Origin of the sequence: Streptomyces sp. NPDC058632, from assembly GCF_042717095.1 — a bacterium.
Taxonomy (GTDB): Bacteria; Actinomycetota; Actinomycetes; order Streptomycetales; family Streptomycetaceae; genus Streptomyces.
In genome coordinates this window covers 33168-46456 of record NZ_JBHXQZ010000004.1, presented here as the reverse complement: position 1 = coordinate 46456, position 13289 = coordinate 33168, and the positions used below count along the sequence as shown (strand labels likewise).

General features: G+C 69.4%; 10 protein-coding genes and 3 pseudogenes. 9 read left to right on the top strand and 4 right to left on the bottom strand.

Annotated features, from left to right (window positions below):
* Positions 1 to 280 precede the first annotated feature (280 nt).
* Both ACFWVE_RS03025 and ACFWVE_RS03020 read left to right on the top strand, forming a co-directional pair.
* A complete protein-coding gene (locus ACFWVE_RS03025; protein WP_384007648.1) occupies positions 281 to 475 on the top strand; it encodes a DUF6207 family protein in 195 nt (64 codons plus the stop codon).
* Between the two features lie 179 nt (positions 476 to 654).
* Positions 655 to 828, top strand: a complete 174-nt coding sequence (locus ACFWVE_RS03020; RefSeq protein ID WP_384007646.1) for a hypothetical protein — start codon at positions 655 to 657, stop codon at positions 826 to 828.
* Between the two features lie 74 nt (positions 829 to 902).
* Here ACFWVE_RS03020 and ACFWVE_RS03015 read toward each other — a convergent pair whose 3' ends face one another.
* Positions 903 to 2393 (bottom strand): FG-GAP repeat protein, encoded by a 1491-nt coding sequence (locus ACFWVE_RS03015; RefSeq protein WP_384007644.1) that lies wholly within the window; start codon positions 2391 to 2393, stop codon positions 903 to 905.
* 74 nt (positions 2394 to 2467) lie between these two features.
* Positions 2468 to 3203: pseudogene (locus ACFWVE_RS03010) on the bottom strand (IS630 family transposase); the annotation flags it as partial.
* Between the two features lie 302 nt (positions 3204 to 3505).
* Between ACFWVE_RS03010 and ACFWVE_RS03005 the strand changes: the two are divergent.
* The 3 genes and pseudogenes from ACFWVE_RS03005 to ACFWVE_RS02995 all read left to right on the top strand — a co-directional run.
* Positions 3506 to 4063 carry a dihydrofolate reductase family protein gene (locus tag ACFWVE_RS03005; RefSeq protein ID WP_384007643.1) on the top strand — a complete coding sequence of 186 codons (558 nt, stop codon included), beginning with the start codon at positions 3506 to 3508 and terminating at the stop codon, positions 4061 to 4063.
* Between the two features lie 1020 nt (positions 4064 to 5083).
* Positions 5084 to 5811 (top strand): annotated as a pseudogene (locus ACFWVE_RS03000) (helix-turn-helix domain-containing protein); the annotation flags it as partial.
* Between the two features lies 1 nt (position 5812).
* Positions 5813 to 5905 (top strand): annotated as a pseudogene (locus ACFWVE_RS02995) (XRE family transcriptional regulator); the annotation flags it as partial.
* A gap of 56 nt (positions 5906 to 5961) precedes the next feature.
* On the opposite strand, the gene ACFWVE_RS02990 reads toward ACFWVE_RS02995, so the two are convergent.
* A complete protein-coding gene (locus ACFWVE_RS02990) occupies positions 5962 to 6879 on the bottom strand; it encodes a ricin-type beta-trefoil lectin domain protein (protein ID WP_384007641.1) in 918 nt (305 codons plus the stop codon).
* A 300-nt stretch (positions 6880 to 7179) separates the two neighbouring features.
* Here ACFWVE_RS02990 and ACFWVE_RS02985 point away from each other — a divergent pair, with 300 nt between their 5' ends.
* The 4 genes from ACFWVE_RS02985 to ACFWVE_RS02970 all read left to right on the top strand — a co-directional run bounded on the left by ACFWVE_RS02985 (position 7180) and on the right by ACFWVE_RS02970 (position 12117).
* Positions 7180 to 7728, top strand: a complete 549-nt coding sequence (locus ACFWVE_RS02985; RefSeq protein ID WP_384007640.1) for a hypothetical protein — start codon at positions 7180 to 7182, stop codon at positions 7726 to 7728.
* A gap of 778 nt (positions 7729 to 8506) precedes the next feature.
* Entirely contained in the window at positions 8507 to 8788 is a 282-nt protein-coding gene (locus ACFWVE_RS02980) for an IS3 family transposase (RefSeq protein ID WP_384007638.1), read from the top strand.
* Positions 8789 to 9851: 1063 nt separating this feature from the next.
* Positions 9852 to 11243 (top strand): FAD-dependent oxidoreductase, encoded by a 1392-nt coding sequence (locus ACFWVE_RS02975; protein WP_384007774.1) that lies wholly within the window; start codon positions 9852 to 9854, stop codon positions 11241 to 11243.
* Between the two features lie 127 nt (positions 11244 to 11370).
* A complete protein-coding gene (locus ACFWVE_RS02970; RefSeq protein WP_384007636.1) occupies positions 11371 to 12117 on the top strand; it encodes a CHAT domain-containing protein in 747 nt (248 codons plus the stop codon).
* A gap of 310 nt (positions 12118 to 12427) precedes the next feature.
* On the opposite strand, the gene ACFWVE_RS02965 is transcribed toward ACFWVE_RS02970, so the two are convergent.
* Positions 12428 to 13240 (bottom strand): alpha/beta fold hydrolase, encoded by an 813-nt coding sequence (locus ACFWVE_RS02965; RefSeq protein ID WP_384007634.1) that lies wholly within the window; start codon positions 13238 to 13240, stop codon positions 12428 to 12430.
* Positions 13241 to 13289: the final 49 nt, after the last annotated feature.

Genomic DNA, 13289 nt, shown 5'->3' with positions numbered 1-13289 from the left:
TCGCTGGAGGCGACGCTTCGGCGGCCGGTGCGGGAATGGCGAGGAGCAGGACCGTCAACACTGCGGCTGAGCTCATCCACTGTCGGCTCATGACCGGTCAACTCGAGTCCCTGGGGCGCGGGTAACGGCTGGCAGCCGCTGATCACCCGCCCGGCCGCCAGGCTGGGTCACAGCGTGCCCCACTGCCGGGCTTCCGGTACCCGGTCGGGTGAAGACGCTGCAGTGCCGGAACCCTCCCCGGAGCCTGGCCGTGGTGCAGGGCACGGATCCGATCAACGAAGTGCACGTAGCAGAGGCTGGCCTGGTCGTCGTCGATATCGCCTCCGTCGACGAGGCGACCGCGCTCGCCTTCCAGCAACTGCTCGTCGGGCGGTGGGCGACGGCCACCGCCCGGCACACGAGCCGGGATGCAGGCCAGCCCGGGGTGCGGCTGCGCTGCTACCTGGGTCTGCGTCAGGAGCTGACTTCGCTGTGAAGGCGAAGCGGTGGTCGGCTCTCCAGTGTGGGGTGTTCGAGGGGCCGACCACTTGTCTGCGAGGGGAGGGCGTGGGGCGGAACCGAGAGTGTTGGTCTGCGCGGGCAGCACGTGAAAGCGGATGGGCGGCGCCCTGTTCGGCCCGGCCGCAGACCCGCTTGTGGGTGGAGTCGACATTGATGAACGCCATCGCGTCCGCGCCGGGCAGCAGTGGGGTGTGCGTGGCCGGTTGCGAGGAACCGGCGATGGACAGTGTGGAGTTGAAGATCATGTTCGTGGGTGGACGCACGCGGGAACGTGCCCAGCGTGGACGGGGCGCGAATCCACCGAACACCGTCGGCATCGCCCCGTGACAGACCTGCGCCCCCGACGAACCCTGTGACGGACCTGTCCGCCACATGATCAGCGGAGCGTCGGGGGCCCCGACTCACTCGTCGATCGACGTACCGAAGCGCGCGTCGGTTCCGGAAGCGCCGAGCGAGCCTCCGCCGTACGACCACGATCCGGTGCTCACCGTCCCGGTCGTGGAGGCGGCAAGCCACCAGACCACCCCGTCGTCGGTGTTCTCGCCGGGCGCCGCGGTCAGCAGTTCGGAGCGGCCGTCGGCGTCCGTGTCGGCGAGCCGGACCTGCCCGCCCCAGCGGTCCCCCTTCTCCGCCGTGCCGGGCACGCCCGCCAAGCTCTGGTCGAAGGACTTCGCGCCCACCGCGGTCAGCCCGGCGGCCGAGCCGCGCAGGATCCGCACCCCGCCCGCGTCCGCCACGGCACCGATGTCCTCGCCGGGCACGCCCACGGCCAGATCGGCGTAGCCGTCACCGTCGATGTCGGCGAGGGAGACATCGGCGCCGAAGGCGTCGCCGAGCTCGGCGGTACCGGGCACGCCGGCGGTGTTCTGGGTCCACACCTGGTCGGGTGTGCCGAGTTCGTTCACGTCGTCCATGCCGTTCTCGGAGCCCAGGTACACGCCGACGACTCCGCCCGTGAGGGGTTCGTTCTCGTCCTCGGGCTTGTCGGGTTTGCCGTAGACCAGGTCGTCGTATCCGTCGTTGTCGATGTCGCCGGAGGCCGTGGCGGAGCCGCCGAGAAGGCCGCGGGTGTAGACCGGCCCGTCTGCGGCGCCCATGTACAGGGAGGACCGTGGTCTGTAGTCCTCCTCCAGGCTGCTGCCGGACACGAGCAGGTCCGCGTATCCGTCGCCGTCGTAGTTTCCGGTGGTCAGGGAAGCGGGCTGCATCGAGTCGCGGCCGGGAACACCGGCGGTGTCGAGCCGGCCCGTTCCTTCCAGGGAGCCGGCGCCGTAGGTGAACAGGGAGGCGCCTCCGCGGTCGGCCACGGCGAGGACGTCGCCAGGTGTGGTTCCGGAGAGCCGGGCGGCGGCGACGGCCAGGCCGAACCGGGTGTCCGCCGCGGGTACACCCGACCCCAGGGTGACGCTGCGGGCGGGAGTCAGCCCGGCCCGGGATCCATAGAGGACCGTCACCCGGCCCGCGTCGCTCACGGAACCCTCGTCCTCACCCGGCGCGGCGACGATCGCGTCGTCGTAGCCGTCGGCGTCGAGGTCCCCCGTGGCCACGGCGGTGCCGAAGCCGTCACCGGACTCGGCGGAGCCCGGGACGCCCGCGGTCGCCTGACCGAAGACGGCAGTGCGGACCCGGGGGATGCTGGTGGCGGTACCTAGGCCGCTCGCGGCGCCGTACTGGACGGTGACGTAGCCCGCCCCCTTCTTGCCGCCGTCGGTGCCGCCCGGAGCGCCGGTCAGGACGTCGTCGTAGCCGTCGCCGTCGAAGTCGCTGTTGCGGTCGTCGGCGTAGGTGCCTCCGGGCGTGCCCGCGAAGACTGCGGGCGCGGCGGTGAGGGCCACACCGCTCAGCAGCAGGAATGACGCGGCAGCAACGGCCGTGGAACGTCTGTGGGTCATGATCTGCTCCCGTGTGCGGGTCAATGGTGGGCCGCGGTCACAGGTTGGATTCATGACGCACAGGGAAAGTTGCGCAGGAACTTCTTGAACTCCTCGGCCCGGTGTCGGCGGTGCAGGGAGCCGATCACCTTGCCGGTGGCGACCTCAAGCGCGGCGAACAGTGTGGTGGCGCCCGCCCGCACGTGGTCGTGGGTGACCCGCTGCGGGATCCCGGGCATCATCGGCAGCACGGGCTGAGAGCGGTCCGGGGCCCGGATCTGTGACTTCTCGTCCACGCGGAAGACCAGTGCCCGCCCGGGCGGGTCCAGGTGGAGGCAGGCCGACCACGTCGTGGACCTTGTCGACGACGTACGGGTCCGTCGGCAGCTTGAACGTCTGGGCGCGGTGCGGTTGCAGGCCGAAGGCCCGCCGGATCCGCGACACGGTCGACTGCGACAGGCCCATCTCCTTGGCCATCGCCCTCGTCGACCAGTGGGTGGCGTTCTCCGGCGTGGTCTCCGGCGTCTTGGTGACCACCGCGGCGACCTGCTCGTCGGTGACCGTGCGGGGGCCGCCGGAGCGCGGCATGTCGCCCGGGCCGGCGATCCGGTGCTCGACGAACCGTGCCCGCCACCGGCCCACCGCATGCGGCGTGGAGCCCAACTGCGCGGCCACGTCCTTGTTCGACGCGCCGGCGGCGCACGCCAGGATGATCCGGCACCGCAAGGCCCACGCCTGCGGCGTCGAACGGCGCCGCACCCACCCCTCCAGCGCAGCCCGCTCCCCATCCGACAGCGTCAACCAGGCCTTCGGCCGCCCAGTACGCGCCACCAGGCAAGCCCACACATCTGAACAGAATTCCTGACTCAGAAGACTGGGGCGTGTCCTGTAAGTCGGTGCGCAGCCACAACACGATGGCCGCGATGATGATCTCCGACCGGTAGGAGGCCACTCGCTTCGCGTAGCGGGTGGCCAGGGCGCGGAACTGCGTGGGCAACCCGCCGACGAGGTGCGCTTCGTCCGGGATCTGACGGTTGAAGGGACCGGCCGGCCGGCCGATCGATGAGTTCCGGGTCGTGCGGAGGTCACAGCCTGCAGGACTGCTGGCACGGGCTCGTACCCGAAGGAGACGCATGGCAAAGCTCATCTACTCGATGATCACCTCGCTCGACGGCTACGCCGAGGCGGCGGAGGGCGACCTCGGCACCGGGGCCGACGACCAGGAGGTGCATACCTTCATCAACGACCTCTTCCGCCCCGTCGGCACGTACCTCTACGGCCGACGGATGTACGAGACGATGGTCTACTGGGAGACCGCGCACACCGAGCCCGACCAGCCGCCGCACATCCTGCAGTACGCCCGCGACTGGCAGGCCGCGGAGAAGATCGTGTACTCCACGACGCTTGAGTCGGTGTCCAGCGCGAAGACCAGGATCGAGCGGACCTTCGACCCGGACGCGGTGCGCAAGCTCAAGGCCGAGGCTGATCACGACCTCACCGTCGACGGCCCGAACCTCGCGGCCCAGGTGATCGCGGCCGGCCTGGTGGACGAGTACCACCTGTTCATCACCACGAGCGTGGTCGGCGGCGGCAAGCGGTTCTTCCCCGACGGCGTGCGCCTCGATCTCGAGCTGGTCGAGGAGCGCGCCTTCGACAGCGGACTGATCTACGCGCGCTACCGGACCCGCTGAGCCACACCGGTCGGTCTCACCTGGCGGCAGCCGAACCGGGGCAGGTGAGACCGAGCCGCAGGCGGGGAGCGGGGCGCCTGGGTGGCACCAGCCCAGTGACAACAGCACCCGGAGCGGTCAACGGTCAGTGCAGAGGACCGTTCACAAGCTCGCCGCGCACCAGGCCGCCGCTCCCGCACAGCGGCTAGACCCGGCGATCGCGGAGGCTATGGAGCGGCAGACCAGGGCGATGCGCGAGCTCAGCCGGAGGACGTTCCCGGAGTCGGAGGCCACGCCCGGCGACGCACCGGTCCCGATCACGGCGGCCCTCACCCAGCGCCGCCACCTCCCACACGGCGGCCCTGCGCCGGGCGAGGGCGGAGCGCGTGCCGAGGGAGACCGGGACGGCGGCCGTGCTGCCGCAGCCTGCCCCGCTCCGCACATCCGCATGAGCGGGATCGACCGGATCTCCTCCGTGCTCGGTTCGTCGGGGACCACCATCGTCGAAGGGGCACTCAGCGGGTGCGTTACTACGCCTACTTCACCGATCCCGACGCTTCCGGGACAGAGGACGACGAACTGGAGGTGCTGGTGGAGTCCTGGGACGCAGACGGCAGAGCCCTCGTCCTGAACCAGGAGGAAGGCCGGCTCGTGGCCGCCAAGGACCGGCCGGGCTTCCGGCGAGTGGAGCGGTACGAGGAGCCACAGGCCCGCTGCGTGCTGCCGGGCGGGAACTGGAGGCCGCGGAAAAGGACGGCCCCGCCCGCATCGAATCCCAGGTCGTCGCGTTCCTGGTCTACGACACGTACGTCCGGCCCGTGTCCGGCCTCCCTTCCACCAACGGCCGGTGGCGGACCGCCTCGACAACGCGTGAGCTCTTCCAGTCGGACTGATCAACCGTCCAGTCTGGCCGCGGCGTCCTGCTGAGCAGGGACACCGCGCGTCTTTCCACCCCTCGAACGCTTTTCGTACGCGATCCGTACGGTAAAAGTACGCGATCCGTACGGTTAGTGGGGTAGGGTATGGCTCAGGAGGTGCTCCATGTCCGAGTTGTTCGACGCGGTCGACGCGCTGGTCACGTCCCGCTCTCCGCTGCCGCCGGCGGAGGAGCGCAAGCGGTTGCGGGTCGCGCACGGTCTGACGCTGGACGAAGTCGCCGCTGCACTGAAGGTGCGCCGGGCCACGGTGTCCGCCTGGGAGTCGCCCAAGAAACCGACCGAGCCGCGCGGTCCGGAGCGCGAGGCGTACGCGCGTCTGCTGGAGAAGCTCGCAGAGCTCTACCCAGCGCCCTCCGTGCCGGAGGAGTCGGCCGCCCGGCGGTGCCGCCGGACACGTTCACCGGCACGCCCGCCCCGGCAGAAGCTCAGACTCTGTCCACAGGCCCGGCGCCCGAAGCTGCGTCATGACTGCAACCGAGAACACCCAGACCAACCCCGCCCCCGTCGTCGCTGCTCCGGCGGCCGCGCCGCGTTCGGCGCGTACCACCAGGCCGTCGACATCGCGCCGTCCGGGCGCGAAGAAGGCGGCTCCGGCCGGAACCCCGGCGGGCGGCACCGACCCACGGTTTGAGAACGGGCCGCTGGCGGTCGTCGACGTCGAGGACGGACAAGTGCTGGCGTACTGCACCGGCGGCCTGGTCCTGGACGTGCCCGCCAAGTCGATTCCGGCCCTGGACGCTGCGCGAGGCGAAGCTCGGGCAGCCGAAGCTGTCCGGTCCGGGCAAGGACGCCGACCCGCTGATCGTGCTCACCGAGGCCGCGCTGGAGCGCTAAGGAGGTGTACTTCCAGGACAACGGCCACCGCGCCGGAAGCCTGGAGGAGGTCCGGTTCACGGACATCGAGCACGTCGAGTTCGACCTCTAGACCTACCAGAAACACCCTGCGAGTCTCAGACCGGTTGAGCCGAAGAGCGATGTATGTCACAAAGGCAGAAGTGTTGTCACTCGGGGTTGTCGGGCGGCGCTCGCGAGGTGCCGGATCGAGGCCCTCCAGCGCAGGACACCACTGCTGCCGCTGCGGCGTTGAGGAAGATCGTGAACACCGAGGACTTGTCCACCGCACTGATGCGGCCGACACGGAGAAGTTGTTTCCCCGCCTGTTCGAGGATGCCGACGGTGGCGGCAATACCCTCGACGGTGTGGCCACGCCTCAAGATGTAACGGAACCGAACCCGGTAGGTATGCGCGAGCCGGTTGGCGGGGATCAGGCCGTCCCAGACGTCGAAGGCACTCCCGGCCATCGAGGCGTCGCGTGCAGGACCACATGCCGGCGCACTTGTTGCCGGCCTTGAGCGACACCAGGTCCTCGGTCGCGTTGATCTTGAACTTCTGCCCGGCCGACGCGTTGCACCGCTGCAGCCGGATCGCCGTGCCCTTCTCCACCGACCCGCTGTCCAGCCCCATGCACAGGTCCTCGCCGATGCGCAGGGTGCGGTCGTTGTCGTGGAAGGACCAGATCTGGGCGCCTTGCGAGGCTCCGCAGGGCTGGACGACCAGTTCCGCCCCGGCTCCCCGGGAACTCGCGGTGAGGCACTTGCCGTCGTCCTTCCCCTCCTCCTTGCCGTCCTTCGCCTCCTTGCCGTGCTTCCCCTCGTCGCCGTCCTTGTCCTTCGACGAGCCGGCCTGAGCATCGCCCTTCGGGGGCTCCGCGGCGTAAACGCCCGGCGGCTGCTGTGCCTCCCGACCGTCGTACAGCGCCCGGGAGTCGGCAGCCACGGTGGCGTGGTCCTCGGGCTGCTCGTCCCGGTCGTTACCGGCCACGATCAGCAGCGGTACGGCGAGCAGGACCACCCCGGCGATTCCGGCGGCGGCCAGCATGGGGGCCTTCGGCCGCCCCAACACACCTCGACGCGCCGTCAGACACTCACCCACCCAACAACGGGACGACGCCGTCGTGGTGACTCTCCGCGGCTCTGGCAAGGAAAGTGATCCGGAACCACGGTTCAGGTGTCGCCGAGACCGGCAGAGTCAGGGCGAACTCGACTTCGCGGCCTCCTGGATGCCGTACGGCGAGGGAAGCCCCACCAGGCGGGAATGTCCGAAACGCGACTGTCATCGCCTCCAACCAATCCTTTGCCTCCTTTGTCTCACATGGCGTGGATGCGTAATACACCAGAAGTAGAAGGGGGTTGCTCACCGATGAGACGCTGGGCAACGGCGCTGGCGACGCTGGCGCTGGTACTGGCAGGGACAAGCGCCGCGCCGACTGCCGCGGCCACGTCGCAGACCACCACTTGTAAGACGGACTGGGGGAGTCTGGCGAAGTCGGAACCGGGTTCGGTAGCAATGATCGGTTCCCTGACGGACGTCAGGACCGGCCGTCACGACTGCTACGACCGGATGGTCTTCGACATTCCAGGCATGACCACTGCCGATCCGGCCCTGTACCGGGTGCGGTACGTGCCCGGTTTCGCCCACATCCCGTCTGAGACCGGCATCCCTGTCGAGGGCGGAGCGATCATCGAGATCGTGTTCACTGCGCCGGTCAACCAAGCGCAGTATCCGGTCGCGATCGCGGATCCGCTGCCGGGGCTGGACTTCAGCGGTTACCAGACCTTCCGGGACGCGAAGTTCGGCGGCTACTACTACGGAGGGACCAACATCGGGCTCGGGGTCCGGGCCAAGCTGCCGTTCCGAGTGCTGGTACTGCCTGACCGGCTGGTGGTGGACGTGGCACACAGCTGGTAGCCAGGCCCCTGGCCCCGCCCTGCTCGGCGTCGATGTCGGTCGGCTCCGTCTCCGCGACGCCCGGCCAGGAGCGGGTGTCCAGGGCGCCCCACGACGGGCCGGGGCGGTTCACTGCCAGTCCAGCGACACTGCCCCGTGCCGTTCATGCGGCACTGTCATGTTGGCTGACGGGGTGGGATGATTTTTGAGTTGATCATGTTGGAGGAGGATCCGTGGGGGACGCGTCACCGTCGCACAAAGGGCACCGGTACCGGGTCGAGGGAGTCTCCCTACTCACGTGAGTAAGCGCACTCACGTGGAGGTGGTGGCTCGATCGGAGACTTGGTGCATGAGACGCACCCCTTTCCCGACCAGCTCGGTTGCCCGTTCCTCACGCCGCCCGCGGCTCACGCTCGTGATAGCAGCGCCGAGTGACGCTCCGTTATGAGTGGACATCGAAGAGAGCGAAGGAAGGTGGGGGCGGAGCGAGTACTGCGCGAAGGCGGGTGAGCGTCGTCTGCCGTTGCTTCCAGTCCTCCGGCTCGACCCGGTCTGAGGCCGGTCCCGCCGCATCGCTGGCGATGCGGGCGAGGGTTTCGTCAGCGAGCGTCCGAAGGCCAGTGGGAAGCGCGGGCACGGGTGTTTCCGGCCACGGCTGTCAGTACACGTCCATCAATCTCACAACCCGCTTGATGAGAGCGGGAATTGAGGCGTCCATGGAGTCGGTGGACGACTCGTTCGACAATGCCCTGGCGGAGAACCTGTGGATGCTGGTCAAAGCCGAGTGCATCCGCAGCCGGTGTTCGCCAGCAGAGCCGAGGCCGACCTCGCGCTCTTCGAGTATCTCGACGGGTTCTACAACCCCCGCCGCATCCAGGAACGACTCGGCTACCTCAGCTCCATCGAGTTCGAGGAGAAGCACTACGCCGACCGGGCAATGGCCGAACCGGTGAACCTGAAACCCCGACAACCTGCCCTGACCAGCTGGTCAGCCACTCCCGCACAGCGGGGGAAGCTCAGGAAACCCGGATCCTCACCGAGCTGCTGCGTGCCAGCAAGAACGCCGCGACGGCAGCCGTAGCCCGGTGCCGCTGAGGGTGAAGGCCTCCCGGCCCCTGGAGAACCTTGCCAAGGACGGGCTCATCGAAGCCGTCGAAGAACGCATCATTACCCATCTCGCCTCTCTCACTTCGGGCGTGCAGCGCCAGTGGTCCTACACGCGGGGACAGGTGATAGATGACTCCTGCCTCGCGCGTGGTCTGGAACTGATGCTGGCCGTCGTAGAAGGCCGCACCTCGGCCCGCCCGCTGGAGGTCTCGGGTTTGGGCTACGTCAACCTGCTCCACATGGCCGTCACGCTGGCCGCGATACCCGACTCCGCCGCCCGCGCCGCAGTCGCATCCCGCGCGGCACCTCCCGCGGCAGGCCCTGGAGCAACGCGGCCAGGAACGCCCGGTCGCTCGCGTAAAACCGGACCCGCTGCCCGTTCAGCTGCCGCTCCAGGACCGCAATCCGATGGCGCAGGGCCAGGATTTCTGCATCCTTCTCGCGGCTGCTCACCGGCAAGCAGCCGCAGCATCGCGAACGTGTTCGTCATACCCGGGTACGCCAGTCTCAGCAGCACGACCGATCACCAAGCCGCAACCACCGACCGCGCGAGAGCGCCGACTCGGGCAACCGCCGGCCGACACCCAAACCCGCACCCACCTGCATGGATGAGGTATTCGGCAAGGGCGGCGTTGCCCGCGGCCAGAGGTCCTGGCGAGCACGATGGCCGTCAAGGGCCGATCGCGGATGGCGGTCACTTCCAGGGCCGGACAGTGGACCTTCGCGAGCAGTTCGCGTATGGCGGCGGAGTGTCGCTGCCATACCGCCGACCATGCAGGGTTGCAGCCCGGGTCAAGTTTGCGCAGTGCCGTCTCCCGCTCCGGTTGTCCGTGGGCGACGCGTGCTCCGATGGTGGGGCCGGGGCGTGAAGGGTGTGTTCGGGGGGCGTGAATGCAGTGAACGCGGCCAATTCGCCCGACAGTGCCGGATACTGATGTCTTTCATGACACAGTGCTCAGGGAGGCGGATCGGTGAACTCTGCTGGGAAGAGCCATTGGGGCGTAGACGGAGACCGGGACGAGCGGCATGCGGTCGTCGTGGGCGGGAGCCTCGCAGGGCTCCTCGCAGCGCATGTCCTGGCCGGGCACGCCGAGCGGGTGACCGTTGTCGAGCGCGACAGGTTCCCGGAGGGCGTGAAACCGCGGCCCGGAGTGGCGCAGGGCCGGCATCCGCATGTCCTGCTGGAGGGCGGGCAGTTGGCCCTGGAGTCGCTGCTGCCGGGCTTACTCGCGGAACTGGAGGCGGCGGGGGCGCCGCGGGTGGGTATGCCGTCGGACTTGGTGCTGTGGCAGGACGGGCGCTGGTTCCGGCGGCTGCCTGCAACCACGCACATCTACACCGGTTCCCGCGCACAGCTGGAAGAGCTGGTGCGGCGGCGTGTCCTCGCCGATCCAGGGATCAGCGTGGTGGAGGCGACCGATGTACTCGGGCTCCTCGGTGACGCCTCGCGCGTACGGGGTGTACTGCTGCGGGACCGCTCCGGTGGCGCCCGCGGGGAGCAGCGTGCCCTCAAGGCCGACCTGGTCATCGACGCGTCAGGCAGCGGCACGAAGGCCCCGCAATGGCTCACGGCGATCGGGGCCAGAGCCCCGTACGAGGAGACCATCGACACGGGGCTTGCGTACGCATCCCGCCTCTACCGCGGCAGAAACGGCTTCCTTGACGGCGACACAGCCGGCTACTACGTCTATCCCAGCCCGGCCCAGGTTCACGCCGGCGGTGCGCTGCCGCTGGAGGACGGCACCCATCTGGTCATTGTCTCGGGGCTGCGCGGCGACGAACCACCCACGGCCGACGACGAGTTCGTGACGTACACGAAGAGGCTGCCGCATCCACTCCTGCATCGGTGGCTGGAGGAGGCCGAACCGCTCTCACCGGCGTTCGGCTACCGGCAGACCGCGAACATCCGCCGCCGCTACGACCTGCCCGGCCGCCACCCGGCAGGGTTCCTCGCCACAGGCGACGCCCTGTGCACCTTCAACCCGGTCTATGGGCAGGGCATGGCCGTCGCCGCGATGAGTGCGGTCGCCCTGCGCGATGCACTGGCCGATCCGCGCCGGACTTCTACGACGCGATGCGTGCAGCGGGCACTCCTCGCGGCGTCCCGGCAGGCGTGGAACATCTCCGCCGGGGCGGATCGCAAGATGCCCGGCGCGACCGGCACCGTAGTCGGCGGCGGGCCCGTAGACCGCGCTGCCGACTGGTATCTGCAGCGCGTCCAGGCGTGCTACCCCGGCGACCCGGTCGTGGGGCGCGCCTTCCGCTCCGTACTGACCCTCTCCGCTCCCGTCACCGCCCTGTTCGCCCCGTCCGTGGCCCGGGCCGTCCTTTTCCGCCCGCCCCCGACGACCCCGGCCGAGCCACCGGTGACACCGGAGGAATGCGGAAGCAGCAGGCACCGTCCGGGAAGATCCTCCGCCGACCGATGAACCGCGCAGCGCATCACCACCATCCCACTGTGATCCACCCGACGGCCGCGGCCAAGCGCCACAGTCAGTCGGCCTTGCCGTGCACGCGGCGAGGCGCCGGTCGTAGCGCGGCGGGGGAGGAGCGCGAGTGGGCGCGACGCTGGGTGTAGGTGCGGCCGACACCACCCGCCCTCGACGCCGACCGGACGTCACTCGTCGCGGTCGCCGTGGAAGCGGGCGACACCCGGCCGCAACTGGCTGCCCTCGACGACGAGCCGACCGTCACCCGCCCGCTGTCCGGCCTCCGGGCCGAATTACGGCCACGCCCGAGGCCGTGCTGCGCACGCACACCCACGCCCACCTGCCCTGCCATGATGTACGAGACCCGGCCGACCCCTCGCACAGCAGGCTCCTTCTGCACGACGGCAACCTTGCCCTGCGAGAGCTGGTCGCCGAGCGGCTGCCGCACGCCGAGTTCGCCCACCTGTCCGCTTGCCACAGTTCCGCCCCGGGTAGGGAACTGGCCGACGAGGTCATCTCCATCGCCTCCGCCTTCCAGTTGTGCGGCTACCGGCAGGTGATCGGGGGCCTGTGGAGCGTGGAGCACCGTATGGCCCCGCTGCTCGCCCGCGAGGTCTGCCGGCGCTTGGCGCACCCGACGCTCCGGACGTCGCCTACGCCCTGCACCGGGCGATCGCGGCACTCCGCGAACACGACCGCTACAGCGAACCACTGTTCTGGGACGGGTGGTGACGGGGCTCCCACGCGGGGCGGGACGTCGTCACAGCGGCGTCGTATCCGGCAGCGTGCTTGCCTGATGTCGGCGAGTCCGCCACGCGTCACCGCAGACGGCACTGTCACGTTGGCTGACGGTGTTGGATGGTCTTCGGGTTGATCGTGCCGTGTCGGGGGTTGCTGGTGCCGTCGACCAGATCACCGGTACCACCGCACAGCCCGCCGATGTCTGATCCAGACCCGGCACCGGTGCTCCCGCACCCTGGTACAACCTCGGACGATCATTCCTCAGTCAACGTGACAAGGCCCCCCGCTTGCATCCCGGCTCGACGCTGTCCCTGTGCACCGTCCACCTGTTGTTCAAGGGGACCGCCCGGCCATGGTGTCGTTCGGGAGCGAGGAAGTGAAGGCCAAGCCGCTGATCCGGCGTGCCGATTCCTGAGCTAGGTCAGGCTCTGAGCTTCTCGTAGTCATGCGGTGCGGGTCTCCGTCTCCCGCCAGAACGCGTCGACGAGGGCGTTCCATTCGTCGGGGATCTCCTGGAAGGGCTGGTGCGCTTCCTCCTCCATGACCGCGAACCGGGCGCCGGGGATCGCGTCGGCGACGGCGCGGCAGAGTTCGGGGCGGCTGGTGGAATCACGGCCGCCGGCGAGTACCAGTGTCGGCACGTCGATGTCCGGCAGACGGTTCGTCGTGTCGTGGTCGAGGACGGCATCGAGGAAACGCTTCAGGTTCTCGGTCGTCTGCTTGTGCGGGAAGGCGAGCGCGTCATCGATGAACCGGTCGACCGTGCCGTCGTTGTGCGCCCGGGCCGTGTAGATGTCCAGGAAGAAGCCCTCGAGGAAGGTGCGTTCGCCGGGGGCGGTCTCGACCAGCCAGCGGACGAACAAGCCCCACCGGCGCAGGTAGGCATCCGGCACCGACCAGGTGCTCTGAAGGACCAGGCTGCGCACCAGCCGGGGGTGGCGAAGAGCCAGCTCCTGGCTGATGACGCTGCCGCCGGAGAAGCCGGCGACGTGGGCGGACGGGATGTCCAGTGCCCGCAGCAGCGCGGCGGCGTCGTCGGCCATCGCTTCGACCGAGACAGGGCCCTCGGGCATGGCGGTCCGGCCCGCTCCCCGGTTGTCGAAGGCGGTCAGCCGGTAGCGGTCGGCCAGCCCGTCGAGCTGAAACTGCCAGGACTCGACGGTGTCACCGAGCCCTCCGACCAGCAGGACGTCCGGCCCGGTGCCGACCTGCTCGGTCCAGATGTCCAGTCCGTCCGCGCGCACATACCGTCCCATCGGCCCTCCTTCCTCCACGGTTCCTTCAAGGGTCCGCCCGTCGAGCACG

Excerpts from the sequence above, each read along its gene's own strand:
- ACFWVE_RS03020 (WP_384007646.1), top strand. The coding sequence starts at position 655 with ATGAACGCCATCGCGTCCGCGCCGGGCAGCAGTGGGGTGTGCGTGGCC.
- ACFWVE_RS03015 (WP_384007644.1), bottom strand. The coding sequence starts at position 2,393 with ATGACCCACAGACGTTCCACGGCCGTTGCTGCCGCGTCATTCCTGCTG.
- ACFWVE_RS03005 (WP_384007643.1), top strand. The coding sequence starts at position 3,506 with ATGGCAAAGCTCATCTACTCGATGATCACCTCGCTCGACGGCTACGCC.
- ACFWVE_RS02985 (WP_384007640.1), top strand. The coding sequence starts at position 7,180 with ATGAGACGCTGGGCAACGGCGCTGGCGACGCTGGCGCTGGTACTGGCA.
- ACFWVE_RS02965 (WP_384007634.1), bottom strand. The coding sequence starts at position 13,240 with ATGGGACGGTATGTGCGCGCGGACGGACTGGACATCTGGACCGAGCAG.